Here is a 26,574-nt window from a genome sequence, read left to right as displayed (position 1 = left end):
GAATATGATGTCGCACACCGGAAGCTTACTGGACCGGCTCGAACTCTGGCTGGTCTGGTTGAAACGTGCCTGCGTGCTGGCAGGGTCTGTGGCACTCGTCGTTCTTGTCGCAACGTTCGGTTGGCTCGTATTCGGGCGATACGTTCTCAATCAAACCCCCACTTGGGTCGAACAGCTCGCCCTGCTTCTCATTTGCTACATTACGTTCCTTGGTGCGGCCGTCGGCATTCATGAAGAATCCCATCTTGGCGTCACGCTGGTCCGGGATGCGCTTCCACCGAAGATCAGACAGCTGTTGCTGCTTGTGACGGATTTCGTGCTTGCCGTCTTTGGTGGTGTGATGCTGGTCGCTGGCCTTGAACTCTTCAACTTCGGCTGGTCGACGCTGCTACCCATGCTCAACATTCCTGAAAGTATAAGAACCGCAGCCGCGGTCGCTTGCGGCGGATTGATGGTTGTCTTTGCCGGGACCCGGTTTCTCCTGCGTGGACGGAGCGCCCTGCGCGGTGAGATCTACGAAAACAAAGAAAAGGTAAGCTGAGATGGGTCTCGCTATTTTGCTGGGTGTTTTTGCTGTCAGCGTCGTTCTTGGTGTGCCTGTGGCATTCGCCATGGGAATTTCTGCAGCAGCGGCTTTCTGGTACGAAGGCTTTCCCTTGCTGATGACCTTTCAGCGGACCATTTCGGGCGTGACCACCTTTTCTCTGCTGGCCATTCCGTTTTTCGTGTTTGCCGGCGAACTGATGCTGCATGGTGGAATTGCACTCCGGCTTGTTAAGTTTGCCTCCTCACTGGTCGGCCATATTCGCGGTGGTCTCGCGTCGGTCAACATTTTCTCAAGCATGCTTTTCGGCGGTATCTCCGGCTCCGCCATTGCAGACATCTCAGCGCTTGGGTCGCTGCTCATTCCGGTCATGAAGGAAAAGGGCTACAGGCCGGACTACGCAGTCAACGTGACTGTTACGTCGTCAATCGCGGGCATTGTCATTCCGCCGAGCCACAACATGATCATTTTTGTTGTTGCCGCAGGCGGTGGCATCTCGATCTCCAAATTGTTTTTGGCTGGCGTGATCCCGGGCATTCTCATGTGCTTTTGTCTGGCTGTTGCCGCCTACGTTGTGGCTTTGAAACACAATTACGGATCTGAACCTTTCCCCGGATGGCAGGTCGTTGCGCAAACGGCAATCACTGCGATCCCTGGCCTGATTACGGCCGTGATCATTGTCGGCGGTGTATTGTCCGGCATCTTTACCGTCACGGAATCCGGCGCCTTCGGCGCTATCTATGCCCTTGTGTTGACTGCTGTCGCCTATCGAACGCTCGGATGGAACGAATTTGTCGTCTCCGTAACTTCAGCTCTGAGAACAACCGCGATGGTGATGATCCTGATCGGGTTCGCGAGCTCTTTTGCCTATCTATTGGCGCTTTATCAGGTCCCGACGAAACTCAGCGAGTTTCTCCTTGGTATTTCCGAAAACAAGATCGCCATCCTGCTGATGATCAATCTGATGCTGCTCATGCTCGGAATGATTATGGACATGGCCGCTCTGATCCTCATCTGCACACCGATATTCCTGCCGATCGCCCGTGACCTTGGTATGGACCCGGTACAGTTCGGCATCATGATGTTGGTCAATCTTGGCCTCGGGCTGTGCACACCGCCTGTCGGCACCTGTCTTTTCGTTGGCTGTGCGGTCGGCAAGATCAAGATCGAAGAGGCTCTGAAATCCATCTGGCCCTTCTATCTCGCGTTGTTAGTGGCACTCATGCTGATCACCTACGTGCCTGCGTTCTCGATGTATCTGCCGTCGCTGTTCGACTAGGTTCGAAAAGGCAAGAGCGTTCCGGCTCACTTCGTCCGCTCCTAAACGGCTTTTGCAGAGGCAACGTCAATGCAATCCTTGGATAGCAAGGCAGCACTCCTGCGCCGGCTTTGTCTAAAGGTAGGTGAGTAACTATTGGCGCGAAAAGATGATATGAGCCATCGTTCATAGCTTGCCGAGCAGCAGGGCCTTCCTTCGGCGCTCATGTAATCCTCACCTGAAAGTTCTGCAGCCGCTGATCAATTCCACCTGGTGATATGGAACTCACGTACACCTTCTCGCGGCCAACAAATTCGCTGGTCCCAAATGGAGGGATGAGTGGTAGATTTTTCAGGAGATATGGCGGATCTGCCCGAAGAAGGTCGGAACCCTATTTGAATGCATCACATATCCAGTTTTGTGTCCGCTTTCTGGATAGACAGCCTATATTAAAGAAGGCGGGACATTGCCCCGCCTTCAGTATCGAAAGATACTTTTTAATAGAGCTGTCAGTACATCTGTAGACAGCTCAAGAATGTCTCAAACTTTATGCAAGTTCGATTGTGCTTACAGCTGTTTTGCCTGAACGGCTGTCGACCTCGGTTGAGAAGACAACTTTTTGTCCTTCGTTCAAACCGGTGATACCTGAACGCTCAAGAGCTGTGGCATGTACGAAGACATCATTGCCTGCTTCGTCTGGTTGAATAAAGCCAAAGCCTTTTTGATCGTTATAAAATTTTACTGTACCTGAAGTCATAACATTTTCCTTTTTGATGACTTGTTATCCGCCCTGATGGGCGAGAACTTTTTCTGCATTAAGCTGCAGGGTGGATTGGGGCGCGCCAATGTTTGAGAACATGCGCATCAGACCATCGATTGGCTGGTCGGGCCCAGGTGTTTTGAGAATTGGTTTTGATGTTCTTCACGATTTGTGAAGCTAACTCACGTGTTGGCGTCAAGACCAGTGCGCCGACCATTCTTGATAACCGTCTGCGTCTTTGCTCGCCAAAACGGTGCAGTAACGGCAACACAAATGATGCTGTTTTGCCAGTTCCTGTTTGAGAAATTCCGACGACGGCTCGTCCCTGTAATAGGGGACGAATTGCTTGTGCTTGAATTGGGGTGGGGCGTTTAAATCCTTCAACCGATACGGCTCTAAGGATAGGTTCGGCCAAGCCGAGGTCGTCAAATGTAGTCAAAACGCCTCTTAACAATCCGCTGCAACAAAATGGCGTTTCGCCAACAACAGCAGGACTTTCATTTGGGAAGCATGTGTAGATCTACTGCCTTAGTTTATTTGCCTTTTTTGGCTATTCGAGGCAGGGATCGTAAAATCAAAGTCAAGAACATATCACCGCTGATGATACAGTCTACACACGGCAATTGCGTAGCTTCTATACGATACAAGTTGATAAAGCAATCATTCTAGAAGCCATACATTGGCGATAATCTGTCAGGCGGCAAATTTGCCAGCTATCGCCGCTTGCCGATTTTTGAGGCTAGTTAGCCCAAGCATCACCCAACCATAGAGCTGAACAGGCGAGCATAGGGTATGAAAAACTCAATCGCCCTGCTCTGATTCCGTCAAACGGTTTCGGAAGTGCAGTTGTATAATAGAAAATGGCGGACAGAGAGGGATTCGAACCCTCGATACGGTTGCCCGTATACACGCGTTCCAGGCGTGCGCCTTCAGCCACTCGGCCACCTGTCCGTTCGCAAGCGGTAGCCGCTTGGAGTGGGCGCAATATACTCATGGCGTGTTATTGCGCAAGCGCTTGCGGGAGTTTTTTTGAGAACTCCGTGGCTTGTGGATTCTGCGTCGATCACGGGCCACCAAAGCCCGTCAAATGGATCTTGTTTGCGCCAGAAAAAGTTGGCTATCACATCAGATTGAGTGCTAGTTTGGGATGAAAACAGCCTCGACAGATATTCTGCATACATGAAGCTACCGCTGCTGTCCGGCGGAAAAATGCAGCAAAATTCGTGACCGGGTCGCAAAAATCTCACAAGAATGTGTTGCATATCAATTCTTGTGCAAATTTTATCGCTTATTTATCTAAGGAATACTCCGAGAGCAGAGAGTGCGTTTTTTCAAAGCACTCCAAGGAGAGTATTAAACAGCTTAGACCGACAGAGCCGAAAGAAAATCCATGACGAGTGTTTTTAAGTTTTTATTCCGCGTTTTGGGATACGCTTGCATTGCGATTGCGATCGTCGCCGGTATTTCCGATGCTAGCAGTTCCATTGCCCTGTCACAGGTGGAACTGCAGCCGCTTGGAAAACTTCTTTTTGATCTCTTCCCCGACAGTTTTCCTATTCTGCAGCCCGCCATAGAGCGGCACATCCATCCGGCCCTTTGGGATCCGGGCATCCTGACCGTGTTGACCTGGCCGGTCTGGGCGTTTTTTGCGCCACTTGGCCTGCTGTTTCTCTGGATTGGCGCACGCCGTCGCAGGCAAACCGTTCAGTTCGCATAAAGGCTGTCCTGGGCCGGTGTCTCAAGAGGCCCTTGGAATATGGACCTAACTGCTCCACATTCATGGACACGAACGCGATTGGAATTGAGCCGTCCCGGCTGGACCGGAGACGGCTCAGCGCAGGAGAGTGCCATGTCCTTCATGACGATGTTGAGCAAGAAATTTTCACTTCCCGCACAAGACGAAGCATTGCCGGGCCGGTCGAATGCAATTGTGCCAGGTGAGGCCCACTTCGTGAACGGGCGCTCGCTTCAGGGGCCATACCCTGAGACCTTCAAAACGGTTCTGTTCGGTATGGGGTGCTTCTGGGGTGCCGAGCGGTTGTTCTGGCAGCTCCCGGGTGTTCATGTAACGGCCGTTGGATATGCGGGTGGCCATACGCCCAATCCCACCTATCACGAAACCTGTTCGGGGCGGACGGGCCACACCGAGGCCGTTCTGGTTGTCTATGACCCGGATCAGACCAGTCTGTCCGATCTCCTGAAAGTATTTTGGGAAAACCACGACCCGACGCAGGGAATGCGCCAGGGCAATGATACCGGCACGCAGTACCGCTCTGCGATCTATGTCGGCTCCGGCGAGGATATCGCGCAGGCCGAACAGTCAAGAGAAGCCTATCAGTCGGCATTGAAAGCCGGTGGTCACAGGGCATCGATCACAACCGAAATCCGTCAACTCGACGAGTTCTATTTCGCGGAGGACTACCACCAGCAATATCTGGCGAAGAATCCAGCCGGCTATTGCGGTATCGGGGGGACAGGGGTTTCGTGCCCAACGGGTCTCTGATAACGGGTCTTTGACAATAGACAGCTTCACCCCGGTGCTGTAAATGGCTCCGGGGTGTTATGTTGTTGTCTTGCCTGACCTAAGTATTTTTGACGAGACTATTAGGCGCGAATACAGCGCCTTCCGCGTGTAATTTGTTTTTCGACTGTCAGGTTGCATAGAATTGCCGACAACCTCTTTTAATTTCAGATTTTATTAAAGTTACATGGCCAGAGTTAACTCATAGCGCTTCCGCGTTGAGGGTAAGGTTCATGTCCAAATCCGCAAAAGTTTTTGCGGCCGTTTATTTCCTGCTTTGCAGCACGATTGTGGTCATCGGGTCATTGATACCCGGCAGCCAGGGCTTGGTTGCCGTCTTTGCTAAGCCTTGGGGTGAAAACGCCCTTGAGGTGATTGCACAAGCAGACGGGCAGGTCATCTTTGTAAACGATTCAACCTGGATCGCTCTCACGGAAGTCAGAAATTCAGACGATGTCGCTAGGCTTTACAGGTCTGGCGCAGGTTTCGTTGCCTCCTCGTTGGTGGCGCAGGCATGCGCCCGCTGGAGTGCAATTTCATTGGGGAGCTCAACATGACTGATACGGCAAGCCCAGCTTCGGGCCTGGACGCCTTCCGGGACAGTTTTGCCCGGATCGCGGTCTACTTTACCTGGTTCAACGTGCTGCTGGTCGTGGGAACGGCCTGGTGGAACGGTTTTGTGTCAATGACAGCAGTCGGTGGTGCTGCAGTTCTTCTTGGTCTTGCGGCAACCGCCGCCTGGGTCAAGTTTGGGGCAGGCGTTGAGACGCGCCTTGCAACATCCATGTCCCTTGCCGGTCTCGTCGCCTTGTTCGTTGCCGCGCTTGCAACGCCTGCCGGTGAAGTGTCCTATCAGCTCGACGGCCACATGTACTTTTTCGCTGTGCTGGCCATGCTGGCCTGCTGGGTGGACTGGCGCGCGCTGGCCGCTTATGCCGGGGTCGTAGCCGTGCATCACCTTGTGCTGAATTTTGCCATGCCGTGGGCTGTCTTCCCGAACGGGGCTGATTTTGCCCGTGTGGTTTTCCACGCGATTATTGTGGTCGCCGAAGTCGCGGTCCTGTGGTGGATGGCCGACAGCCTAGCCAAGGCCTTCCAGGCCTCTGATCAGGCGCGCCATGAAGCAGAAACGGCACGTTCGGAAGCTGAGTTGCTGCAACAGCAGACAAGCGAACATGACGAGATGGAACATCATCGCCGCGAAGCGGTCAGCCAGCGCATCGACGCCTTCCGGGACGAAATTTCCGGCGCACTGAACAATGTCGGTGAAAGGGTGCGCGACATGCGCGGGTCCGCTGAAGAGCTTGGGGTTGTTGCAGAAGATACGACGGAACGCGCCTCCTCCGTGTCCGATGCGTCCGAAACCGCATCCTCGAACGTTCAGATGGTCGCCTCTGCCGCAGAAGAGCTGTCATCCTCGATTTCCGAGATCACCCGCCAGGTCGAGCAAACGACCGAAATTGTGCACCAGGCGACGGAAAACGCGCAGACCAGCAACCAGAAAGTTGCCGGGTTGGCGGAAGCTGCCAATCGAATTGGTGAAGTTGTCACGTTGATCCAGGCGATTGCAGAGCAAACCAATCTTCTGGCGCTCAATGCCACAATCGAGGCCGCGCGCGCCGGGGAAGCAGGCAAGGGGTTCGCGGTCGTTGCCTCTGAAGTGAAAGAACTGGCTACCCAGACATCCAAGGCAACGGAAGAAATAGGTTCTCAGATCGCGGCCATTCAGGCCGAGACGAAAGATGCCGTCAATTCCATCGGGGTCATTGCGGCAACCATGGACGAAGTCAACAGCTATACCACGGCCATTGCCTCTGCGGTTGACCAGCAGGGAGCCGCTACGGCTGAGATTTCCAGAAACGTTGCCGAAGCAGCCGACGGAACAGGCCGTGTTGCCACGAATATTGGCGGCGTACGGGAAGCGGTTGAGCGCACAGGCCAATCCGCGTCGTCTCTGACGGGTTCAGCCGATGTTCTTGAAACGGAAACAGCGGACATGCGCCGGGCAATCGACAGCTTCCTGAAGGATGTCGCTGCCGCCTGATGCTGCAAGGGTAATACGATCAAGACAAGTGACCGGCTGGTGACACCAGCCGGTCTTTTTTGTTTGGAGACCGGAAGTTCAAAACTTGACCCGATGTCGCTTGGATGTCATGAGCCGCTTCTTATGAGACATTCGCGCCCAAAATGTATGGCACAGTCGTCTCAAGTGTCTTGAGCAGTTCCGGAACCGGCCCACACAGATGTCAGCGAGCGCGTTGCAGCCAGGATCAATCCTGCTTGTCGATCTCCTCAAGCAGAAATCCGCGCTTTTGTTCAAAAAACCCTCTGACGTCGTCTCCTGCACGCGTTTGGACGAAGTACCCGGCTGTCTGTCGAGGCTCGAAACCGCGCAGAACGAAGGCAGATTTGCCGCCGGCTTTCTGGCGTATGAGCTTGGCTATGCCTTTGAAAAAAAGCTGCAGGATCGATTTGTCGAAACTGGCGAACCGCTTATGTGGTTCGGGCTCTATGATGCACCGTCCAAGCTGAGCCTTGGTGAAACCAGGGCCTTTCTAAACGAGAGCGCTTCTGGGCAGGGGGCGGAGATAACGGCACCGAAATTCGACATGAACCGGTCGCAATACGGTGAGGCGTTTGAGCGTGCCAGGGAGCATCTGGCCAAAGGCGACATCTATCAGGTCAATCTGACCATGCGTGCCCGGTTCACGCACAGGGGCTCCGCAGAAAGACTGTTCCTGGACCTCATGCGGAGACAGCCCGTTGAATTTGCCGCGCTTGTCAGGATGAACGACAGAACGGTGGTGTCCTTGTCGCCGGAGCTTTTTCTGGAACGCAGCGGAAGCTGTCTTCGCACGAAACCTATGAAAGGTACGGCACCCAGGGGCAGAACGGGTTCCGAGGACATGAGGATCAGCAGAGACCTGGCCTCGGATCCAAAACAACGGTCCGAAAACACAATGATCGTTGATCTGATGCGAAACGATCTGTCGCGGATTTCCGAAACAGGGTCTGTTCGCGTGACGAAACTGTGTGAAGTTGAACGCTATCAAAGCCTTCACCAGATGACATCGACGGTCGAGGCGCGGGTTCCACCGAGTGTCGGTTTTGGCGAAGTTATTGGCCGTCTGTTTCCCTGTGGTTCCATCACGGGAGCCCCAAAGTTGAGCGCGATGCAGATAGCACATGATCTGGAGTCCGGTCCGCGGGGTGTCTATACCGGCTCCATTGGCTACCTGAAGCCCGGCGGAGATTTCCGGCTGAACGTTGCAATCCGAACGCTTCAACTACGCGATGATGGAACGGCAGTAGCCGGAACGGGTTCCGGTGTTGTCTTTGATTCCGGAGCTGCGCCTGAATATGACGAATGCGCCCTGAAACTCAGGTTCATGAGCGAAGACATCCCGGACTTCGACTTGTTGGAGACGCTGGCCTTCGATCCTGTCGACGGCTTCTTGTTGCTGGAACGCCACCTTCAACGTCTCGAGAAATCCGCTAAATATTTCGGTTTTCCCTTCAACGAGGCCGAAATCCGATCCAGCCTCGCAGCACGAGCAAGCGGATTTGCCGGTCATATGCGTGTGCGGCTGCTACTCAATGCAGAAGGTGGCCTGTCCGTTACGGCCACGGCCCTGACACCAGTGGACGAGGAAACCGTCTTCAATCTGGTTCTGGCGAGCGAGACAACCGACCCCGGCAACCGGTTTCTCTATCATAAGACCACCCATCGTGCGTTCTTCGACGATACAAGAGCGCGCTATCAGGCAGAGACAGGCTGTCAGGAAGTTCTGTTTGAAAATGAAATGGGGTTTCTCACCGAAGGCAGCTACACGACACTGTTTGTCAAAAAGGGCGGCAGGTTGATAACACCGGCCTTGCGGCATGGATTGCTGCCAGGAACCTTCCGGGAAGGGCTTCTGGAGCGTGGCCTTGCCTTTGAGGCTGACCTCAGACGGACAGATCTGGAGACGGCCGACGAGATCTTCGTGGGGAACTCTGTGCGTGGCCTGGTTAGGGCGAGGCTGTTGACCAGTCAGGTTGCACTGACAGGTGGTGTTAGCGCTTCAGATGCCGTGCACGAAACACGCAAGGTCGGTTGAACGAAAGATGACAAGTGGTGATTGGCAGTTTGAGGTCGGGTTGCCGTCACCCGGTCCAGGGCAAGACAGTTAGCTCAGGCCACAACTCTTTCATGCGATCTGCTTTCTCAACATAGGTCTTTTCGTTTGGTTGCACATAATTGGGCACCAGACGCATGCCGAAAAGATTCGCAAGTCCAAAGGGAGCGTATGGTTTTAGGATTCCGTCTTCGTTCATGCAGGCTGCAACCGCGTGCGTGCGTGCGGCATAGGTTGTCAGGGAGTCCATCGCGCAATCAAGCGGTCGGTAAGGCCGGCCAAAACGTTGCTCGTACCACAGGTGAACACGAGCCTGATTTCTGACTTCCAGCAGCCTGGCAAGGTCCGGCAATGCGCTGTTGACCCTTTTGATCACAGCATCTTCGGCCTCGTAGGAAAGGTCGCTTCCATCAAAATAGATAATGTCGAAATCCTTGATACCATGAAGGGCAGGGCGGTCAGTCATGACGTTCCAGACGGTCTGGTATATGCCACCGGACACAAGCCAGGCGTCCGGCAGCCCGAGATCGCGCACGGCTGCCAGAATGTCCACGACATGCGGGATCGACTGGAGGATCGCAACCAGTGCTGCGAGCCGTTCTTCTTCTGCTGACGCATAGGGGTCGCCCAACCGTTCCCAGTCGGGAGTTCGTTCTTCAAGTGTCATTCGGGATACCAATCGGCAAGAAACGAAACCAAAGCATATCCGATTCTGAAGGCCGGGTAAGCCAGGCGGGACCTTCTCCCTGCTGACCTTGCAACGATCTCGCAAAGGCAATTCCAAAATCTGGTGTTAAAGTCGAGCGACATCTAGGCACTCTTGCGGAGCTTGACAGCGGTAGGCATGACGCCATCTCATCAACAGGATAAGCCAACCAGGACTCTAGAGATGCGCCCAATTTCAGTTTCGTTTCCAGCCGTCGCCGCGGGAAAGTGTTTTGCGATTGCGATTGCGGGATCTGCGCTTTTGCTTCCCACCATTCTGGACGCCGAGGCCCAGTCAAGAAGGCCGCTGTCGACATCCATGACCTGTGCGCAGGCGCAATCGATGATCAACCAGCGCGGAGCCGTCGTGATGAGCACCGGCCAATATACGTTTGACCGATATGTCTCCAACCGCAATTTTTGTGAGCGGGGAGAGTTCCTGGTGCGTGCCAACATCCCGACCAAGGACAAACGGCGTTGTACGGTGCAGCGCTGTGATAGTGCCAGCCCGTTTGAATTCAATCGATAGACGCTTTTTGCAGCGTTTGAAGGAGTGGAGATGGTTTCTGAAGCCAGTCGATCTTGCGGCAGGAAGACAATCGTTCTTGTCGTGAGTAGTTTTCTCACCCTGCAGACTTCTGCTGCCGCGATGGCGCAAGCCGGGAGACCGGATACGCGCCAGTTGACCTGTTCTCAGGCGCAGTCTCTGGTCAAGGAACGCGGCAGTGTCGTAATGACAACTGGTCCGGCCACCTTCGATAAATTTGTGGCGAACGCCGGGTTCTGCGAGTCCCGGTCAAACTCGCTCAGGGCAAGATACGCACCGACAAAAGACAATCCCAAGTGTGCCGTCGGCTTCAGATGTTTCCAAAACAGGGACAACAGGTGATGGGTTGAGCACTGCGCAAAATCGTCTCCCAGAACCCGAATTGGCTTTATACCCACTGCTCAATCTCTCATCGGCATTGCATTTCCTGCCCTTTTCACAAATATGAAAAGGGATGATCCGCTTCGGGTAATCAATCTCATCTGAATAGTATTATTTGCCTGAACGATCAGGAGAGGCCTTGTAATGCGCGGGAAAAATACAAAAAAACACCAAAAAAGTGCAGGGTCTTTGGCTGTAGGGATGAGTATGTTGCTTGCGCCCCTTTGGACTGCATCTTCAACCGAGGCCCAAACGCGTCGGCAACCGGACACGACGCAGCTGACATGTGCGCAGACAACGGACCTTATCAACAGGTTCGGCGCGATTAATCTGAAATCCGGACCGATCAAATTCGACAGATATGTCGCCAGCCGCAATCAGTGTTTTCCCGGGCAGAATGTAAGAACGACGACCGTCCCGACCAAGGACACGATGCGCTGCGGTGTCAGTGTTTGCGTTGAGCCACGCGAAAACAACAACTAAGCCAAACAGATCAGCCGTGTCGGAAGTGGCGGGCGGTAGCCACGCTGCTGCGCGGAAGACCGCGCAGCACCTGTTACATTGCGATTTAGCCGCGCAGTGTCCCGCCAGTCGCTTTTTCGACATTGGCGATGATCTTCTTTGCGACGGCATCAATGTCTTCGTCGGTCAGAGTTTTCTGGCGCGGCTGCAGCATCACGTCAATGGCGACAGATTTTTGATCTTCCGGTACACCCTGTCCTTCATAAATATCGAACAGGGTCACGTTGCTGATCAGGTTCTTTTCTGCACCACGGGCCGCCTTCAACAGAGTTTCCGCGACAACCTCCTTACCGACAAGGAATGCAAAGTCACGACGAACTGGCATCAGATCGCTTGCATTCATTGCACCCTTGGAGCGTCCGCCTTTGCCTTTTGGCTGTGGCAAGGCTTCCAGATAGATCTCGAATGCGACCAGCGGGCCCTCAATATCGAGCTTCTGGAGGAGCCGTGGATGGATTTCTCCAAAAACGGCCAGCGTATTCTTCGGTCCAAGTTTCAGGCAACCCGAACGTCCTGGATGGAAGCTGTCGGGAGCATCCGTATAAATTTGCAATCTGTCGACTGGAGCGCCGATAGCCGCCAATGCTGCCTCGGCGTCCGCCTTGGCATCAAAGGCGTCAACGTTTGATGCAGCGCCAGACCAGTGCCGACCTGCCCCTTGAAGTTTTGCAGTCCCGCGACGAACGCCGGTTGCCACCATCTTCTGGCCCTCGGGTGTGTCGTCCAGGAAGATCTGTCCAACCTCGAAAAGGGCTACATCGCCGAAACCACGATCCGCATTGCGCTGCGCAGCAGCCAGCAGACCTGGCAGCAAGCTGGGGCGCATGTCCGACATCTCAGGCGAGATCGGATTGGCAAGCGCCAGCTCAGATGCACCTCCCCGAACAGGTCTGCCTGTTCAGCAGAAATGAACGACCAGGTCACGGCCTCGTTGAACCCGCGTGTTGCAAGGGCCCGACGCGCCTTGTTGCGCCGGATCTGGCTCGTCGTCAGCACTTTCTGGTTCACAGTGCCTGTGCGCGGCAACGGAGTGAACGGCACCCGCTCCAGGCCGATGATACGCACAACTTCCTCGACTAGGTCGGCCTTGCCTTCAATGTCTGGACGCCAGCTCGGCGCAGCCACTTTCACGGTGTCACCGGAGCCGGAAATCCAGAAGCCAAGGGACTTCAGCGCGAGATTGATTTCTGCAAGCGAGAATTCCACTCCGGCCAGTCGCTTCACTTCCGAATAGGGGAATTCGACGATATTCGTGCTGTCCGGCACGGCACCGGCCTGGATCGTCTCGGAAGGTTCACCTCCGCAAAGATCCATCACCATGCGTGTCGCATATTCAAGGCCTGGCATCATGTAGTCCGGGTCGACACCACGTTCGAAGCGATAACGCGCATCTGTATTGACGCCAAGCTTACGGCCTGTTGCAGCAATGTCGTCTTCGTCCCATAGGGCGGATTCGATCAGCACATTGACGGTGTCTTCGGTACAGCCAGACGGTTCGCCGCCAAGTATGCCACCAAGGCTCTCCACGCCGTTGTCATCGGCTATGACACAGATCGTGTCGTCAACGTCGTAGGATTTGCCATTGAGACCATCGATCTTCTCGCCGGTCCTGCCACGGCGGACGGTCAGATTACCGTGCACTTTGTCTGCGTCGAAGACGTGAAGAGGGCGGCCCTGATCGAATGTGATGTAGTTGGTCATGTCGACGAGCGCATTGATCGGGCGAAGGCCGATTGCCGTCAGGCGATCCTGAAGCCACTTTGGTGACGGACCGTTCTTGACGCCTTTGACCATTCGAAGACCGAACGCCTTGCACATGGCCTTTGTATCGCCGAAGTCGAGCGAGATATCGACCGGACAAGCGTAGGTGCCGCGGATCTGTTCGCGGCTGCGCTCTTTCAGTTTGCCAAGGCCAGCCGCGGCCAGATCGCGCGCAATGCCGTAGACACCGGTACAATCCGGGCGGTTTGGGGTCAGGCCGATTTCGATGACCGGTTCGTCAAGACCGGCCCATTCGGCATAGCTCATACCGACAGGCGCGTCTTCTGCCAGATCGATGATGCCTGTATGCTCGTCCGAAAGTTCCAGCTCACGTTCGGAGCACATCATTCCGAAGCTTTCGACATCGCGGATCTTGCCGACGGACAGTGTCACATCGAGACCGGGAATATAGTCGCCAGGTTTGCCCAGAACACCGACCAGTCCCGCACGGGCATTGGGTGCCCCGCAAACGATCTGGATCGGGTCACCTTCGCCCGTATCCACTTTCAGAACGCGCAGACGATCGGCGTTGGGGTGCTGTTCAGCTTCCAGAACCCTGGCAATCCTGAACGGTTTCAGCCGGTCGGCCCTGTTGGTGACTTCTTCAACTTCCAGGCCGATCATGGTCAATCGTTCCACGATCTCTTCCAGGCTGGCGTCAGTGTCCAAATGGTCCTTGAGCCAGGACAGGGTGAATTTCATAGTCTTTACTCTTCAATCGGTCATGCGGCGTTAGCCGGCCGCAAATCTGTTCAAGTCGTCCGTCAGTTCCCCAACCGGTGAACTTCTGGCAGCAGCGTGGCGTCGGCATAAGTCACCGCGAAGCGGCGTCCGATATCGGAAAAGTCCTCGGTCCAGCTGCGCACCATTTCCGGGGTGATCTGATTGCCGGTCGCGATTGCTTGCGCTGCTTCCGTCTCGATCCGGTCGCGAAGGATCCCAAGTTCAAACTGTGCCGCATATTCGGCGCGGTACTTTCCAAGCCAGCCCATGGCGACGATCACGACCATCACCAGAAGAGCCGCGGTGCTGGTGAGCCCCGCCCATTTTGCCGTTCCACCGATACGGCGGTCACTTGCAATCAGGACGATCGAAGCGATGGTCAGAAAGGCCACGATATAGATCGCCTGAAGAAAGCTCTGATACTTTTCCGTGGAGCTTGCCTCATGGCTGGCCCTCAGGCGGGTGATGCGGTCTCTGAGATACAGCAGCGAATCGGCTTCTGTGCCGAGTTTGTCGCGAAAATAGGTATCGCAGAACCGCAGTCGCCCGCGGCTTTCGATCTTGTCAGCGCAGGCTTCCAAAAAGGATGTCGGCGTCGGAACGCGTGCGTCCTTGTCGGTGGTCTGCGCCACCGCTGGCAAAACAGCTGCAAACGAAAGCGCTATTGCGAGAAAAAGCCGGGTCAGCAGTGACATGGATGATCGCCCCCCAAAGGTCCAGAAAATTAACTCGACAACCCACCGAACAACGTCGGCAGATCAAGCGGGCGGAAGCCGTAATGCTGTATCCAGCGTACATCCGCGTCAAAAAAGGCCCGAAGGTCCGGCATGCCGTATTTCAGCATGGCAATCCGGTCGATACCCATGCCCCAGGCAAAGCCCTGATAAACATCGGGATCGAGGCCACAGTTACGGATGACGTTCGGATGCACCATGCCGCAGCCAAGAATTTCAAGCCAGTCTTCACCCTGGCCGATTTTCACTTCACCGCCGGACCTGTCGCACTGGATGTCAACTTCCATGGACGGTTCGGTGAACGGGAAGAAACTCGGACGGAACCGCATCTTAATGTCGTCCACCTCGAAGAACGACTTGCAGAATTCGCGCAGGACCCATTTCAGATGGCCGAAATGGCTGCCCTTGTCGATGACAAGGCCCTCCACCTGGTGGAACATCGGCGTGTGTGTCTGATCGCTGTCACAGCGATAGGTCCGTCCGGGAATGATCACACGGATGGGCGGTTCCTGTGTCCGCATAGTGCGGATCTGAACCGGAGACGTGTGCGTGCGCAGCAGCAGCCGGTCGCCGTCGGTCTTCTCGTTGAAGAAGAACGTGTCGTGCATTTCACGCGCCGGGTGTCCTACCGGGAAGTTCAGCGCGGTGAAGTTCAGCTCGTCCGTTTCAATGTCCGGACCTTCGGCAATGGAAAAGCCCATATCCGCGAAGATCGCGGTCAGCTCGTCAATTACCTGGCTAACCGGATGGATGCGTCCCGTTTCGGCCGCTGCCGGGCGGAGCGGCAGGCTCACATCCACCTTTTCGCTCGCCAGGCGTGTCTCAAGGGCCGCTTCGGCCAAAACATCCTTGCGGGCGGAAATGGCATCGGTGATCTTGGCCTTGAGGCCGTTAAGCGCCGGCCCCATGACCTGGCGCTCGTCGGGCGTCATTTTGCCAAGCGTTTTCATTTGCTCGGAAATCTTGCCCTTTTTCCCAAGGGCCTGGACGCGGACGTCCTCCAGAGTGGCTTCGTCATTCGCACCGTCAATGGCGGTCAGAAGTTCGGATTCAAGTGTGTCGAGATTGGACATGCGTGCTCGGTGGTCGGTTCGCGCTGAGTTGCGCGCATCTGTGTCGAAACTGAAAGTCGGGACCTTTTAACGAATAATGGCGCACAATGCCACGGCCACAAACGCATTATTGCGTGAGCCCCGAGTGAATAGAAAAGCGCCGGAAGAAGAGCGTGTTAGCGCATAAATCGCCCGCAAGCAGGCCCCTGCAGCTGACGCAGACGCACAAAAGCACCCGTCTGCGACAACAGGCGGTTGGGTTGGCCGGAACGGCATATATGTGCGATGCGGTAGATCATGGCCGACAATTTACCGAATGAACGGGGGAAGGCAAGCGGAAAAGGCGCAAGGCAATCGCAGGAGCAGGTCACCAGCACTTTGGCAGTGATGGGGCAATTGCCGGCCTTTAACTTACTCATTCACCACATCCGCCCCTTTTGGCCGGCCTATCGATGTTTGGAGTTCTTCCTTGAGCCAGCTACCAAAGGCTTGTTTCGCCTTGGTTCTTGGCGCGTTCTTGCCACTGATCAGCCAGTATCCCAATCCGGTTGCCGGTCTTTGTGGAAACGGGGAGACAAGCTGGCCGGATTTCACCGCATAAACAGCCAACGTTTCCCAGGCAAGAAAGACACCCTGTCCGGCAATGGCGGCGTCAAGGCACAGCGAGCCATCCGAAAAGGTCGGCCCATCTTGAAGGATGCTCTCGTCGAGACTGAAAAGGTTCAGCCACGTCTGCCAGGAAAACATCTGGCCCGGGTCACGAATAATGGGCAAACGGCCGATATCTTCAGGGCCTTTGATCTGATCTGCCAATGCTGGGCTGCAGACAGGGAAAACGCGCTGGTTCAACAGCTTTTCTGCGTTCAGCCCCGGATAGGGTCCTTCACCAACACGAATGCACAAGTCCACGTCGCTGGCATCTGGATCGACCAGGTCAACAGTTGCCTCTACCCGGACACGCACATCCGGAAATGCGCGGTTGAATTTCTTCAGGTGCCAGACCAGCCACTTGCCGGCAAAGACAGGCGCGACTGAGATGGTCAGTGCATCTTCACGGCCTCTTTGCGTGGTGGCGATGGCGGTCGATAGCGAAGACATGGCGGAAGTGAGATGTGGCTGCATTGCCAGAAGATGAGGTGTTGGCAGCAGCATCCGGTTTTGCCGTTCAAAAAGCTGAACGCCAAGCTGGGCTTCGGTCCTTTGAACCTGTTGACTGACAGCTCCCATCGTTACGCCAAGTTCCTCCGAGGCGATTTTGATCGAGCCCAGACGGCCGACGGCCTCGACGGCCCGTAAACCAGAGAGGTGTATGGAATTCAGACTTTTCATTTTAGAAAAACTATACTGAACTTCACAAAAAGTCGATTTATTTATCGAGTTTCTGAGCCTATATATGAAGTCAAGCTAAATTCAAAAGAAGGATTTGGCGATGAGAAAAACAATAAAAAGGAGACTTAAACTCATGATGAAACTGTTTATGCGACGCCAATTCAGAGCACGGCCAGCTTCCGCTTACGACCGGACCGACCCGCTCTCCCATCCGGCGATCCAGCGTATGAGCCAGCGTGAATTGGCAGACTTGCCGCTCAACAGGCTGTAATCGCAACCGACCGGCTGAAACGCCGGTCGAAACAAAACTTGATCGGCCCCGATGGGCCGGTTGGAAACACAGATAACGGCGCCTGGATCCGATCCGGCGCCGTTTCTGGTTTTGCCGATAGCTCACTCCGCAGCCGATTTTCGTTTTATGCCTAAAGCGCTTGACTTGGAGTGACTTCAACCCGGTAGGGTTTTTGCAAATCCAAAGGGTGATGGACATGAGGATATCGGAAGCATCGGTAAAGTCAGGCTTGAGCGCGGCCACAATCAGATACTACGAAAAATCCGGGCTCGTTCCGGCAATCGAACGTGGCCCTGACGGCTTGCGCCAGTTTACGGGTGAAAACGTCGAATGGCTAACACTGCTGTACTGGCTCCGAAAAACCGGAATGCCGATGAAGGAGATGCAGCGTTTTGCGGCTCTCTACCGTCAAGGCGGGACGACCATTGGGGAGCGCAAGGAAGTCTTGCTGAAACATGAGAAGCGTCTCCAACAGCGTCGGCTTGATCTGAACCGATGCGAAGAAGTGCTGGCCTACAAGATTGCCACATATACGAAAATTGAAGGAGGTCTTTCATGAAGATCATTCTGATCGGTGCATCCGGAGACGTTGGCAAAGCCGCACATGCAGAGCTCGCTGCGCGCCATGATGTCGTTTCCGCCGGGCGCTCATCCGGCGATATTCAAGTCGATTTGACCTCCGGAGACAGCATCAGGGCGATGTATCGGCAAGTTGGTCCCGTCGATGCTGTCATCTCGGCCGCAGGTGAGGTGGAATTCGGACGTGTGAACGACATGACGACGGACATGTTTCGTTATGGTCTGGAAAACAAGGTGCTGACTCAAATCAGCCTCGTTCTTTCCGGCTTGGAGACGGTCCGCGACGGAGGGTCCTTTACATTGACGAGTGGCATTCTGGATCGCGATCCTGTTCGTATGGGAGTGGGCGCGGCAACTGCCAACGGAGCCCTCGCCGGGTTCGTGACTTCAGCGGCTATCGATTTGCCGAGGAACCTGCGTCTGAATGTGGTGAGCCCGGGTTTGCTTGACGTCTCCGCCGGCAAATATGGTGCCTGGTTTCCGGGCCACGATCCTGTCTCGTCCAGAAGGGTTGGTCTTGCCTACGCCAAGTGTGTTGAAGGAGCAATTACTGGCAAGGTGGTGACTGTCGACTAACCCCGCGGCCACCCTTCCTTGGCCTCTCAGGTCTGAGGTGCTTTTTCTGCATATTGCGCTATGCCATGTCCGAACGACCAGTTTTCCGATTTGGTTTCAACCAGACTGATAAAGACATCTTCCGGACGTACGCCCAGTTCGCGCTCCAAACTGTCGGCAATTCGCTTGAAGAGCGCTTGTTTCTGCCCGGTGTTGCGCGTGTCGCTCACGGTCAGCCGGATCAAGATAAGATCGTCGGACCGGGCGATATTCATATAGTGCCGGCCAAAGACAAAATCCTCGGCTGCGTGTTCACTCAATGTCATGAACCGATCATCTTCCGGCACATTGAACGTCTCACGCATCGACGTATAGATCTCGTTGAAAAGCGTGCGCTTTTGAGCCTCGGTCTTTGAGCCCTTGCGGATGGAAATCTGGGTGAGCGGCATATCAACCTCCAAGTGTTTGCGGCAACAAGAGGACGCTAATCGGCAGCTAAAGATAAGCAAAACAAATCTTTGATATATTTAAAATTCGAAAATAGAATAGAGCTATGACTGATTTGGACCCAGACCTTCTTCGGGCTTTCATCGGCGTTGCCGAAACCAACAGTTTCACAAAGGCGGGCTTGTTGACCGGTGCGAGCCAGTCGGCTGTCAGCGTCAAGATCAAGAAGTTGGAAGAGCGGCTCGGCGATACATTGCTTGCACGTTCTCCGCGGTCTGTTCAGTTGACCCCATTCGGCACAAGGTTTTTGAACGATGCACGCGACTTGATTGAATTGCACGATCGGGTGATTTCGCGGGTCAACGGCAAGGACACACCCAAACAGGTTTTGTTGGGCATCAGCGATCATGCAGCCGGAGCGCGGCTTCCGGAGATCATCGCGAAACTCTGTCACGAACTGCCGGAGTGTCGCTGGCATGTCACGGTTGGGTTATCTGGCAGACTTTTTCGTGACTACAAGTCGGGTCTTTTCAATGCCGTCTTGGTGCGTTTTGAAGATGTTGAGGCTACGGGACAGACAGCTTTTGAGGAAGAACTGGTCTGGACGGCTGCAAATGACTTTCAATGGGAAGCGGGTAGCAACTTGCCACTGGTGGCATTGGCCAGCAGTTGCGCTTTGAGACAGCTTGCAACAACTGCTTTGAACACTGCAGCCGTCTGGTTTGAGGACGCCTTTATCGGCACAGGTGTCAGTGCTGTTCAGGCGGCTGTCAGTTCAGGCCTCGGCATAGCTTGTCTCGACAAGCGCAACGTACCGGATGGTTGCCGGGATGTCGGCGCGGAATATCAACTTCCAAAGCTGCCCAAGACAAGGATGGCCCTCTATAGCCGGGAAAAAGCAGCAATCGGTTCTGCGATTCTGAAAGCGTTTCGGACCGCATGAGCGGGCCGTATTTTCAGGGGCAGGCCAGCAACCGATGCAGCGCCCGCGCGTTCGAAAGTCGCCAAAGTATCACTGGAACATTGGCAACCTAGAAAACCAGCCGCTTTCTCACTCTTCCATCTTCAGGGCCTGGATGAAGGCGTCCTGCGGAATTTCTACCTTGCCGAACTGGCGCATCTTCTTCTTGCCGGCCTTCTGCTTTTCCAGGAGCTTGCGCTTGCGTGTGGCGTCGCCGCCGTAACACTTGGCCGTCACATCCTTGCGCATGGCGGAGATGGTTTCGCGGGCAATGACCCTGCCTCCGATCGCCGCCTGAATGGGAATCTTGAACATGTGCCGTGGGATCAGCTCTTTCAGCTTTTCGCACATCGCCCGCCCACGCCGATCGGCCTGACTGCGGTGTACCAGAACCGAAAGCGCGTCGACCGGTTCCTCGTTGACGAGGATGGACATCTTCACGAGATCGCCTGCCCGATAGTCGGACAACTGATAGTCGAAGGAGGCGTAGCCCTTCGAGATCGATTTCAATCGGTCGTAGAAGTCGAACACGACTTCATTGAGCGGCAGGTCGTAAGCGACCATGGCTCGAGAACCGACATATGACAGTTCGACCTGAATGCCGCGACGCTCCTGACAAAGTTTCAAGATGCCACCAAGGTAGTCGTCCGGTGTCATGATGGTCGCGCGGATCCACGGTTCACTGATCTCGGAGATTTTCACGATGTCCGGCATGTCGGCCGGGTTGTGCAGATCCAGCTGCGATCCGTCGGTCAGGGAAATCTGGTAGACAACGGACGGTGCGGTCGCGATCAGATCGAGGTTGAATTCGCGCGACAAACGCTCCTGGATGATCTCCAGGTGCAGCAGCCCGAGGAAGCCGCAGCGAAAACCAAAGCCGAGTGCGGCTGAGGTTTCCATCTCGAAAGAGAAGCTGGCGTCGTTGAGGCGCAGTTTGCCCATTGCTGCGCGCAGGTCCTCAAAGTCATTGGCATCAACCGGGAAAAGCCCGCAGAAGACGACCGGTTGCGCCGGTTTGAAGCCTGGAAGTGGTTCAGCGCAGGGTTTCTTGTCGAGCGTGATGGTGTCACCGACGCGCGTATCGGCAACTTCCTTGATCGAGCCGGTAAGAACGCCGATTTCACCGGCTTTCAGTTCTTCGACCTGAAGGAACTTCGGCGTCATGGCACCGACCCTGTCGACGTCGTAAGACGCGCCAGTTCCCATCATCTTGATCTTCTGGCCTTTTTTGAGCGAACCATTGATGATGCGCACAAGGACCATCACACCGAGATAGGTGTCGTACCAGCTGTCGACCAACATCGCCTTGAGCGTGTCATCCGGATCGCCTTGCGGTGCTGGAAGCTTCTGAACGATGGCTTCCAGAACATCTTCGACACCAAGACCGGTCTTGGCCGAAATCATGCAGGCTTCCGACGCGTCGATACCGATCACGTCCTCAATCTGCTCCTTGATGCGATCAGGTTCGGCAGCAGGCAGATCGATCTTGTTCAGGACGGTGACGATCTCGTGGTCGTTGTCGATGGCCTGATAGACGTTTGCAAGCGTTTGGGCCTCAACGCCCTGAGACGCATCGACCACCAGCAATGAGCCTTCACAGGCAGCCAGGGATCTGGAGACTTCATAGGCAAAGTCCACGTGGCCGGGTGTATCGATCAGGTTCAGCGTGTATTGCTCGCCGTCCTTGGCATTGTAAATGAGCCGAACCGTCTGCGCCTTGATCGTGATGCCGCGCTCTCGCTCGATATCCATGGAATCGAGGACCTGTTCGGTCATTTCCCGATCGGTCATCGTGCCGGTCATCTGGATCAGCCGGTCAGCCAGAGTCGACTTGCCATGATCAATATGGGCTACGATGGAAAAGTTTCTGATATTGGAAAGCGTCTTCGTCGTCATGGCCGCCCCTTTACCACTGCAATTCGATTTCGCCTAGTGGATTGAGGACTTTGAGCGCCGAAATCGGTTGGTTTTTTAACGATCAACTTTTTCCTTGAAGCACCATTCAATGCAAACCGCCGTCAATACGTGAATTGACGGCAGCAAGAGCGTCCAAAACATGATGTGTCTGTCGCTGTGCCAGACTATGGTTTTAATGGCCGCGCAGTGCGGGAATACGCACGAAAAAGACATGAGATCGATGATGAAAATTCGCAATGCCGACCCGAAAGACATTCCCGACATCCTCGCGCTTTACAATCACGCCGTCAGAGAGACTACGGCTGCCTGGACAACGCGGGAAGAAACCCTGGAAGAACGGACAAGCTGGTTTGAAAGCCGCCAACTGGAAGGTCTGCCTGTGTTGGTGGCGGAAACGGAAGCGGGCAGCGTCGCCGGTTTTGCCAGTTACGGATCTTTCCGCGCCAAGGAGGGCTACCGTCTGACGGCCGAGCACACGGTTTATGTTGATCCGAAGGTGCAAAGACAGGGAGTTGGACGCACGCTTCTGAAGCAGCTGATCTCGACGGCAACGGCAAATGGATATCATGTACTGGTCGGCGTGGTTGACGGTGACAATGCAGCGTCTATTGGACTGCACCATGCGCTCGGTTTTGAAGTCACCGGACACTTGCCGCAGATCGGAACCAAATTCGGACGCTGGCTGGATCTGGTGTTTCTGACCAAGGTGCTCGATGAAAAGGCGCCAGCTCCGGAACGCTAGTCTGCTTTCAGCACTGTCCGGCAGTCCTTGGGAAGAGCGGCCAATGCCATCGGCCGCTTTTTCACGACCTTCGGCTTTTCGCCTTTCTTGGGCGGGTTTTTCGGTACCCAGGGTTCATCGGACAACCAATAGGTCAGATGTTCGCCACAGCCATCGCCGGGTGGCGGCGGGTTCTGATTTTTGCACCCGACACTGCCGGCCGGGCACGATAGCCGCACATGGAAATGATAATGGTGTCCCCACCAAGGCCGAACTTTTCGAAGCCAAGCCCGGTTCTTTCCCTTTTCAAATTCGCACAAGGCCTTCTTGATCGTCGGATTGACGAAAATACGGGCGACGCGCTTGTCGGATGCGGCCCGGCGGATCAGCCGAGCGTGAACGTCAGTCCATTTGTTCGGATCGACACGGCGATCGGCGCCTTTGACATCCAGTGGACCTTTCAACATAGAGATTGCCGAGATCTGTTCACGCTCTTCAGCGCTCAGGCGCCGGTTGGGCATTTCTCTCAGCCAGATATCGGCATCCAGGCCGATCTGATGGCTTGCATGACCGGACAGCATAGGTCCACCTCGAGGCTGTGCCAGATCACCAACCAAGAGGCCGTTCCAGCCGACCTTTGGTGCATCTGCGGCGAGATCCTTCAGGTAGGCGATCAGTTCAGGGTGACCCCAGTTACGGTTCCTGGAAAGTCGCATGGCCTGCCATGTCGGACCGTCGGCGGGCAGGACCGTCCCGCCAGCAAGACAACCTTTCGCGTAAGAGCCTATGGCACGTGCCTTCAATGAGGCCGGACCGTTCGCGGCTCCGAAATAGTTCTTGGCCGGGAAATCGGGATAAAGCACCAGTTCGGGTTTGCTGGCAATGTAACCTTCAGGAACGGCGCGCTTTCGTGCGGGCACAGGCGTGCCCGCAATGACCTTCAGGCTCGGTGAATAGTGCGTCTTGTCAGCGGTTGCCGGTTTGACGGCTGGAACAGGGACAACGGCCGCCAGCGCCGGGGTCGACAGAACGAATAATAGAGCTCCTGCGCATGCGGCGATTGCAGGACTCAATTTGCTGGCTGCCGGTCTCCAGTCCATGACCACTTTGGAACCTCGTGCATCAATGCCTTTGTGGAGCCAGTGCACGCCGGAGGGGTTTCCGGCGCCCGGTTCCACCTTTTGCTTCAGGCAGCATGCACTAATTCGGCCGGTCCTGCATCCGTTTCCCTGCTTTCCGCGTGCTCTTTCAACATGTCGGCAAATTCATCGAGGAATATCGTGTTGTCACGAATGACAACGTCGGCTGCGCCGTTCAGGGCAATGATGTTGCCGGGCCGGGCGTTGTCCATGTCTTCGCCGTCCGGCGCGAGTTCCGCATTCAGTCGGTAATAGGTGACATTCGGCAGATCACCGAACAGATGTGCCGCCTGATAGGCTGCGGTCTGGCTCTGTCCGTCGGAAAAGATCGACAGGATCGGCACACCTTTTGAGGGCTGCATCCAGCCAAGGCCTCCCCAGCCGATGGCTTCCTTATAAGGGAAGGGCCTTTCGGGCGCTTTACCGGTCCCGAGCGACAGAATGACGATCTCATCCTGATCCCACCCGATCTTACGTGCCTCGAGATAGGCGGCAACGGCCGGGTCGTTCATGAAGACACCGCCATCGACGAGCGCTTCATCTCGCTTGCGGGTCAGGTTTTCAACCTTGGCGGGCTCAAAGAAGGAAGGCGCTGCCGTGGTCGCGCGCACAGCCTGCCAGAAATAGTAGTCGTCGGGACGACTGCCATTTTCCTCCAGCCCGTTGGTCATGAATACGGCCTTGCGCTGTTCGATGTCGTAAGCTGTCAGAACCAGCTTTGTGAGTGCACTGGCCATGGAGGTCCATCCGAAGCGCTCTTTCAGGAGCTTTTCAAGCGGCCGTGCATCATAGGTCTCATCAAAAAGGCCATAAGGGTTGGTGACGGCTCGCGCCAGTCTTGTCGTAATCGAGTTGTTGAAGATATCGCGCGCGTCGCGTTCGTAGAACGCTCTGAGCTCGGCAATCGTCGCTGCGGCTTCACCCATGCTGCCACCAGGACGCGGTGCACTCAAACCTGCGGCAATCAAGCCGCCGGTGGAGGTGCCTGCCATCAGGTCGAAAACCTTGTGCAAGCCCGCGCCGACACCGCGCTGGTTAAGCCTGTTTTCAAGCGTTTCAAGAATACGCAATGGAATAAGGCCGCGGACACCGCCGCCATCAATAGAGAGAATAAAACGTTTTTTCTGGGCCATGATCCGTCCCCGAGTGGTCTAATCGAAAGGGGCTACGTCTTTTCGCAGAAGCGATAGGCGTCTTTTTTATCTAGGAACAATTTTTCGCGATAAAATACGACACCGCAATGGCAAAGCACAAACTGCGTGTTCGAAATTGCGAATTTGACGACCAATCAGTTAAGGCGTAGCAGGGGTTATCTTCAAAAAAGTCAGGTCAAATTTACTGCTTTACGCTGTTTCTTGCCGCTTATGCTCTTTATCCGTGTGGGGATTTTGGCATAGGATCGGATCCGGAAATCAACCCCGACAGGATGCCCCATGAATATCGAACTGCTCCGCAACCTTTGTGAAACACCGGGTGTGCCGGGTCACGAACACCGCGTTCGCGACTTGATCCAGGCCGAAATCAAGGATCTGTTCGACGAAGTGACGGTCGATCCCATGGGCTCGCTTCTGTGCAAGCGGAACAGTCGCAAGGCTTCGAAGAAGGGCGATCCGAAGAAGGTCATGCTGCTCTGTCATATGGACGAGATCGGATTTCTGGTCTCCCATGTCACCGACAAGGGCTTCGCGCATGTCCAGCCGGTTGGAGGATTTGACGCGCGCAACCTGTTCTCCAGGCGCGTGCTCGTGTCCACCGATGAGGGTGACTACAAGGGCGTGATGAACCCGGGCGGCAAACCGATCCACATTTCTTCGCCGGAAGAACGCAAAAAGATTCCGGAACCCAAGGAATTTGTGATTGATCTTGGCCTTGGAGAAAAGACCAAGGACGTCATCAAGGTAGGTGACATGGTCACCATGGACGAACCTTTGATTGAAATCGGTGACAAGATCGTCTCAAAAGCGCTCGACAACCGCATTGCCTGCTGGCTGGGTATTGAGGCGATCAAGGGACTGGGCAAAGTCAAGCATGCCTGTGAAATCCACGTTGCCTTCACCTGTCAGGAAGAGGTTGGTCTGCGTGGAGCGCGCACCGCGTCTTTTGCCATAAAGCCCGATATCGGCCTTGGCATAGATACGACCCTTTCCTGCGATACACCGGGCGTTCCGGAGCAGGATCGGACCACGGTTCAGGGCGCGGGTTTTGGCCTTCATGTGAAGGATTCGAGTTTCATTGCCGACCGGGATCTGGTGAAGGAATTTGAGGCGCTGGCGGAAAAAGAAAAAGTCCCGTTCCAGCGCACGATGCTGGCGGCCGGTGGCCAGGACGGCGCTGCTGCCCAGCAGGCTGCGGCCGGAGCCAAGGCTGTTGGTATCGTCGTCGGTACGCGCTACATCCACACGGTCACCGAAATGATCCATAAGTCGGACCTTCAAGCCGCATTGGATATTCTGGTTGCTTACCTGAAGAAGGCCTGATCAGGCGGGCTGTTTCTGCCAGGTGGCTTTCACGCAGTGGCTATGACCGGAAAAACATGAGGTCCCGGGGCAAACCCGGGACAGCAGTCATTCGCGAATGACTGCGGGTTTTGCTGATTTCAGGTCACCGGGCGCAGGAAGTGGCGGTCGTAGCGCCTTATGCAGGCTGTGTCCTCCGCGAACTGAAATGCCTTTTGGCAGTCCGCATCCTTCATGCTTTTGGCACGATAGACTTCGTACTCTGCCAGAGAGGGGAAGGAAAAGAGACACACCGCAAGATCGCTTGGGCTTTCATGCGGCAGATAATAGCCGTGGTGTGTGCCGCCGAATTTTTCCACGAGCGGGATCCACATCCGCGCATATTCTTCAAAATCTTTGAGCTTCGTCGGATTGATCTCATACTTGATGTAACAGGTAATCATCACGTTTCTCCCGTTGCTGCTGACCTCAAGGCACATTGTCTGTGCCAACGCAATCTAGATAAGTTCAAACGGAAAAACCCCGCTGATCAGCGGGGTTTGGTGCTGTGCC

General features: G+C 55.1%; 26 protein-coding genes, 1 tRNA gene and 1 pseudogene. 15 read left to right on the top strand and 13 right to left on the bottom strand.

Annotated elements, in window-relative coordinates; translation table 11 throughout:
* Positions 1-7 precede the first annotated feature (7 nt).
* Both ACZ1HV_RS11775 and ACZ1HV_RS11770 read left to right on the top strand, forming a co-directional pair.
* A complete protein-coding gene (locus ACZ1HV_RS11775; RefSeq protein WP_298822791.1) occupies positions 8-541 on the top strand; it encodes a TRAP transporter small permease in 534 nt (177 codons plus the stop codon).
* Between the two features lies 1 nt (position 542).
* On the top strand, positions 543-1,823 hold the full coding sequence (locus ACZ1HV_RS11770) for a TRAP transporter large permease (RefSeq protein ID WP_298822793.1): 1,281 nt from the start codon (positions 543-545) through the stop codon (positions 1,821-1,823).
* 526 nt (positions 1,824-2,349) lie between these two features.
* Here ACZ1HV_RS11770 and ACZ1HV_RS11765 read toward each other — a convergent pair.
* From ACZ1HV_RS11765 to ACZ1HV_RS11755, 3 genes are all read right to left on the bottom strand, one after another.
* The gene (locus ACZ1HV_RS11765; RefSeq protein ID WP_298822794.1) at positions 2,350-2,559 is read right to left on the bottom strand and encodes a cold-shock protein; all 210 of its coding nucleotides are present in this window, start codon (positions 2,557-2,559) and stop codon (positions 2,350-2,352) included.
* A gap of 58 nt (positions 2,560-2,617) precedes the next feature.
* On the bottom strand, positions 2,618-2,977 hold the full coding sequence (locus ACZ1HV_RS11760) for a DEAD/DEAH box helicase (RefSeq protein WP_298960749.1): 360 nt from the start codon (positions 2,975-2,977) through the stop codon (positions 2,618-2,620).
* 446 nt (positions 2,978-3,423) lie between these two features.
* Positions 3,424-3,513: transfer RNA gene (locus ACZ1HV_RS11755), tRNA-Ser, on the bottom strand.
* Between the two features lie 439 nt (positions 3,514-3,952).
* Between ACZ1HV_RS11755 and ACZ1HV_RS11750 the strand changes: the two genes are divergently transcribed.
* The 5 genes from ACZ1HV_RS11750 to pabB all read left to right on the top strand — a co-directional run bounded on the left by ACZ1HV_RS11750 (position 3,953) and on the right by pabB (position 9,183).
* Positions 3,953-4,279, top strand: a complete 327-nt coding sequence (locus ACZ1HV_RS11750; protein WP_152503623.1) for a hypothetical protein — start codon at positions 3,953-3,955, stop codon at positions 4,277-4,279.
* A gap of 141 nt (positions 4,280-4,420) precedes the next feature.
* Complete coding sequence (gene msrA / locus ACZ1HV_RS11745; RefSeq protein WP_472718437.1) at positions 4,421-5,065, top strand: peptide-methionine (S)-S-oxide reductase MsrA; 645 nt, start codon at positions 4,421-4,423, stop codon at positions 5,063-5,065.
* 251 nt (positions 5,066-5,316) lie between these two features.
* Positions 5,317-5,640: a hypothetical protein gene (locus ACZ1HV_RS11740; protein ID WP_298982826.1), complete on the top strand. Its 324-nt coding sequence runs from the start codon at positions 5,317-5,319 to the stop codon at positions 5,638-5,640.
* Entirely contained in the window at positions 5,637-7,127 is a 1,491-nt protein-coding gene (locus ACZ1HV_RS11735) for a methyl-accepting chemotaxis protein (RefSeq protein ID WP_472718175.1), read from the top strand. The genes ACZ1HV_RS11740 and ACZ1HV_RS11735 overlap by 4 nt, the downstream gene beginning before the upstream one ends.
* A 199-nt stretch (positions 7,128-7,326) precedes the next feature.
* Entirely contained in the window at positions 7,327-9,183 is a 1,857-nt protein-coding gene (pabB, locus tag ACZ1HV_RS11730; RefSeq protein ID WP_472718174.1) for an aminodeoxychorismate synthase component I, read from the top strand.
* Positions 9,184-9,229: 46 nt separating this feature from the next.
* Here pabB and ACZ1HV_RS11725 read toward each other — a convergent pair whose 3' ends face one another.
* Positions 9,230-9,868, bottom strand: a complete 639-nt coding sequence (locus ACZ1HV_RS11725) for a nucleotidyltransferase family protein (RefSeq protein ID WP_472718173.1) — start codon at positions 9,866-9,868, stop codon at positions 9,230-9,232.
* A gap of 222 nt (positions 9,869-10,090) precedes the next feature.
* On the opposite strand from ACZ1HV_RS11725, the gene ACZ1HV_RS11720 reads away from it, so the two are divergent.
* Positions 10,091-10,435 carry a hypothetical protein gene (locus ACZ1HV_RS11720; RefSeq protein ID WP_298822802.1) on the top strand — a complete coding sequence of 115 codons (345 nt, stop codon included), beginning with the start codon at positions 10,091-10,093 and terminating at the stop codon, positions 10,433-10,435.
* A 600-nt stretch (positions 10,436-11,035) separates the two neighbouring features.
* Positions 11,036-11,317 (top strand): hypothetical protein, encoded by a 282-nt coding sequence (locus ACZ1HV_RS11715; RefSeq protein WP_298960682.1) that lies wholly within the window; start codon positions 11,036-11,038, stop codon positions 11,315-11,317.
* A gap of 85 nt (positions 11,318-11,402) precedes the next feature.
* Here ACZ1HV_RS11715 and pheT read toward each other — a convergent pair.
* The 4 genes and pseudogenes from pheT to ACZ1HV_RS11695 all read right to left on the bottom strand — a co-directional run bounded on the left by pheT (position 11,403) and on the right by ACZ1HV_RS11695 (position 16,955).
* Positions 11,403-13,819, bottom strand: a pseudogene (pheT, locus tag ACZ1HV_RS11710) (phenylalanine--tRNA ligase subunit beta).
* Between the two features lie 62 nt (positions 13,820-13,881).
* Entirely contained in the window at positions 13,882-14,535 is a 654-nt protein-coding gene (locus ACZ1HV_RS11705) for a phenylalanyl-tRNA synthetase subunit alpha (RefSeq protein WP_298822067.1), read from the bottom strand.
* A 29-nt stretch (positions 14,536-14,564) separates the two neighbouring features.
* Positions 14,565-15,647: a phenylalanine--tRNA ligase subunit alpha gene (gene pheS / locus ACZ1HV_RS11700; RefSeq protein WP_298822068.1), complete on the bottom strand. Its 1,083-nt coding sequence runs from the start codon at positions 15,645-15,647 to the stop codon at positions 14,565-14,567.
* Between the two features lie 390 nt (positions 15,648-16,037).
* Positions 16,038-16,955, bottom strand: coding sequence for a LysR substrate-binding domain-containing protein (locus ACZ1HV_RS11695; protein ID WP_472718172.1), 918 nt, complete (start codon positions 16,953-16,955; stop codon positions 16,038-16,040).
* Between the two features lie 133 nt (positions 16,956-17,088).
* Between ACZ1HV_RS11695 and ACZ1HV_RS11690 the strand changes: the two genes are divergently transcribed.
* The 3 genes from ACZ1HV_RS11690 to ACZ1HV_RS11680 all read left to right on the top strand — a co-directional run bounded on the left by ACZ1HV_RS11690 (position 17,089) and on the right by ACZ1HV_RS11680 (position 18,402).
* A complete protein-coding gene (locus tag ACZ1HV_RS11690) occupies positions 17,089-17,226 on the top strand; it encodes a hypothetical protein (protein ID WP_298822070.1) in 138 nt (45 codons plus the stop codon).
* A gap of 217 nt (positions 17,227-17,443) precedes the next feature.
* Complete coding sequence (locus ACZ1HV_RS11685) at positions 17,444-17,806, top strand: MerR family transcriptional regulator (protein ID WP_298822071.1); 363 nt, start codon at positions 17,444-17,446, stop codon at positions 17,804-17,806.
* Positions 17,803-18,402 (top strand): short chain dehydrogenase, encoded by a 600-nt coding sequence (locus ACZ1HV_RS11680; RefSeq protein ID WP_298960669.1) that lies wholly within the window; start codon positions 17,803-17,805, stop codon positions 18,400-18,402. Before ACZ1HV_RS11685 ends, ACZ1HV_RS11680 begins: the two co-directional genes overlap by 4 nt.
* A 26-nt stretch (positions 18,403-18,428) precedes the next feature.
* Here ACZ1HV_RS11680 and ACZ1HV_RS11675 read toward each other — a convergent pair whose 3' ends face one another.
* Positions 18,429-18,830: a tautomerase family protein gene (locus tag ACZ1HV_RS11675; RefSeq protein WP_472718171.1), complete on the bottom strand. Its 402-nt coding sequence runs from the start codon at positions 18,828-18,830 to the stop codon at positions 18,429-18,431.
* Between the two features lie 104 nt (positions 18,831-18,934).
* On the opposite strand from ACZ1HV_RS11675, the gene ACZ1HV_RS11670 reads away from it, so the two are divergent.
* The gene (locus tag ACZ1HV_RS11670; protein ID WP_472718170.1) at positions 18,935-19,771 is read left to right on the top strand and encodes a LysR family transcriptional regulator; all 837 of its coding nucleotides are present in this window, start codon (positions 18,935-18,937) and stop codon (positions 19,769-19,771) included.
* 108 nt (positions 19,772-19,879) lie between these two features.
* On the opposite strand, the gene lepA is transcribed toward ACZ1HV_RS11670, so the two are convergent.
* Positions 19,880-21,685: a translation elongation factor 4 gene (gene lepA / locus ACZ1HV_RS11665; protein WP_298822075.1), complete on the bottom strand. Its 1,806-nt coding sequence runs from the start codon at positions 21,683-21,685 to the stop codon at positions 19,880-19,882.
* 244 nt (positions 21,686-21,929) lie between these two features.
* On the opposite strand from lepA, the gene ACZ1HV_RS11660 reads away from it, so the two are divergent.
* Positions 21,930-22,448 (top strand): GNAT family N-acetyltransferase, encoded by a 519-nt coding sequence (locus ACZ1HV_RS11660; RefSeq protein ID WP_472718169.1) that lies wholly within the window; start codon positions 21,930-21,932, stop codon positions 22,446-22,448.
* Here ACZ1HV_RS11660 and mepA read toward each other — a convergent pair.
* Both mepA and ACZ1HV_RS11650 read right to left on the bottom strand, forming a co-directional pair.
* On the bottom strand, positions 22,445-23,575 hold the full coding sequence (gene mepA / locus ACZ1HV_RS11655) for a penicillin-insensitive murein endopeptidase (RefSeq protein WP_472718168.1): 1,131 nt from the start codon (positions 23,573-23,575) through the stop codon (positions 22,445-22,447). The genes ACZ1HV_RS11660 and mepA overlap by 4 nt on opposite strands.
* A gap of 38 nt (positions 23,576-23,613) precedes the next feature.
* Positions 23,614-24,699, bottom strand: coding sequence for a patatin-like phospholipase family protein (locus ACZ1HV_RS11650; RefSeq protein ID WP_298822078.1), 1,086 nt, complete (start codon positions 24,697-24,699; stop codon positions 23,614-23,616).
* A gap of 300 nt (positions 24,700-24,999) precedes the next feature.
* On the opposite strand from ACZ1HV_RS11650, the gene ACZ1HV_RS11645 reads away from it, so the two are divergent.
* A complete protein-coding gene (locus ACZ1HV_RS11645; RefSeq protein ID WP_298822079.1) occupies positions 25,000-26,043 on the top strand; it encodes a M42 family metallopeptidase in 1,044 nt (347 codons plus the stop codon).
* A 119-nt stretch (positions 26,044-26,162) separates the two neighbouring features.
* Here the strand turns inward: ACZ1HV_RS11645 and ACZ1HV_RS11640 are convergent, their stop codons facing one another.
* A complete protein-coding gene (locus ACZ1HV_RS11640; RefSeq protein WP_472718167.1) occupies positions 26,163-26,465 on the bottom strand; it encodes an NIPSNAP family protein in 303 nt (100 codons plus the stop codon).
* Between the last annotated feature and the right edge of the window lie 109 nt (positions 26,466-26,574).

Source organism: Roseibium sp. JB4-4 (genome assembly GCF_055693425.1).
Note: the sequence above shows the minus strand (reverse complement) of the source record. Positions and strands in the feature narration are given on the sequence as shown.

Coding starts and splice junctions, on each gene's coding strand:
- ACZ1HV_RS11750 (WP_152503623.1), top strand. CDS start 3,953: ATGACGAGTGTTTTTAAGTTTTTATTCCGCGTTTTGGGATACGCTTGC.
- msrA (WP_472718437.1), top strand. CDS start 4,421: ATGACGATGTTGAGCAAGAAATTTTCACTTCCCGCACAAGACGAAGCA.
- ACZ1HV_RS11720 (WP_298822802.1), top strand. CDS start 10,091: ATGCGCCCAATTTCAGTTTCGTTTCCAGCCGTCGCCGCGGGAAAGTGT.
- ACZ1HV_RS11660 (WP_472718169.1), top strand. CDS start 21,930: ATGAAAATTCGCAATGCCGACCCGAAAGACATTCCCGACATCCTCGCG.
- ACZ1HV_RS11650 (WP_298822078.1), bottom strand. CDS start 24,699: ATGGCCCAGAAAAAACGTTTTATTCTCTCTATTGATGGCGGCGGTGTC.
- ACZ1HV_RS11685 (WP_298822071.1), top strand. CDS start 17,444: ATGAGGATATCGGAAGCATCGGTAAAGTCAGGCTTGAGCGCGGCCACA.
- ACZ1HV_RS11765 (WP_298822794.1), bottom strand. CDS start 2,559: ATGACTTCAGGTACAGTAAAATTTTATAACGATCAAAAAGGCTTTGGC.
- ACZ1HV_RS11675 (WP_472718171.1), bottom strand. CDS start 18,830: ATGCCGCTCACCCAGATTTCCATCCGCAAGGGCTCAAAGACCGAGGCT.
- ACZ1HV_RS11695 (WP_472718172.1), bottom strand. CDS start 16,955: ATGAAAAGTCTGAATTCCATACACCTCTCTGGTTTACGGGCCGTCGAG.
- ACZ1HV_RS11740 (WP_298982826.1), top strand. CDS start 5,317: ATGTCCAAATCCGCAAAAGTTTTTGCGGCCGTTTATTTCCTGCTTTGC.
- ACZ1HV_RS11670 (WP_472718170.1), top strand. CDS start 18,935: ATGACTGATTTGGACCCAGACCTTCTTCGGGCTTTCATCGGCGTTGCC.
- pabB (WP_472718174.1), top strand. CDS start 7,327: ATGTCAGCGAGCGCGTTGCAGCCAGGATCAATCCTGCTTGTCGATCTC.
- ACZ1HV_RS11690 (WP_298822070.1), top strand. CDS start 17,089: ATGATGAAACTGTTTATGCGACGCCAATTCAGAGCACGGCCAGCTTCC.
- ACZ1HV_RS11705 (WP_298822067.1), bottom strand. CDS start 14,535: ATGTCACTGCTGACCCGGCTTTTTCTCGCAATAGCGCTTTCGTTTGCA.
- ACZ1HV_RS11715 (WP_298960682.1), top strand. CDS start 11,036: ATGAGTATGTTGCTTGCGCCCCTTTGGACTGCATCTTCAACCGAGGCC.
- ACZ1HV_RS11725 (WP_472718173.1), bottom strand. CDS start 9,868: ATGACACTTGAAGAACGAACTCCCGACTGGGAACGGTTGGGCGACCCC.
- lepA (WP_298822075.1), bottom strand. CDS start 21,685: ATGACGACGAAGACGCTTTCCAATATCAGAAACTTTTCCATCGTAGCC.
- ACZ1HV_RS11775 (WP_298822791.1), top strand. CDS start 8: ATGTCGCACACCGGAAGCTTACTGGACCGGCTCGAACTCTGGCTGGTC.
- ACZ1HV_RS11770 (WP_298822793.1), top strand. CDS start 543: ATGGGTCTCGCTATTTTGCTGGGTGTTTTTGCTGTCAGCGTCGTTCTT.
- ACZ1HV_RS11680 (WP_298960669.1), top strand. CDS start 17,803: ATGAAGATCATTCTGATCGGTGCATCCGGAGACGTTGGCAAAGCCGCA.
- ACZ1HV_RS11645 (WP_298822079.1), top strand. CDS start 25,000: ATGAATATCGAACTGCTCCGCAACCTTTGTGAAACACCGGGTGTGCCG.
- ACZ1HV_RS11640 (WP_472718167.1), bottom strand. CDS start 26,465: ATGATTACCTGTTACATCAAGTATGAGATCAATCCGACGAAGCTCAAA.
- pheS (WP_298822068.1), bottom strand. CDS start 15,647: ATGTCCAATCTCGACACACTTGAATCCGAACTTCTGACCGCCATTGAC.
- ACZ1HV_RS11735 (WP_472718175.1), top strand. CDS start 5,637: ATGACTGATACGGCAAGCCCAGCTTCGGGCCTGGACGCCTTCCGGGAC.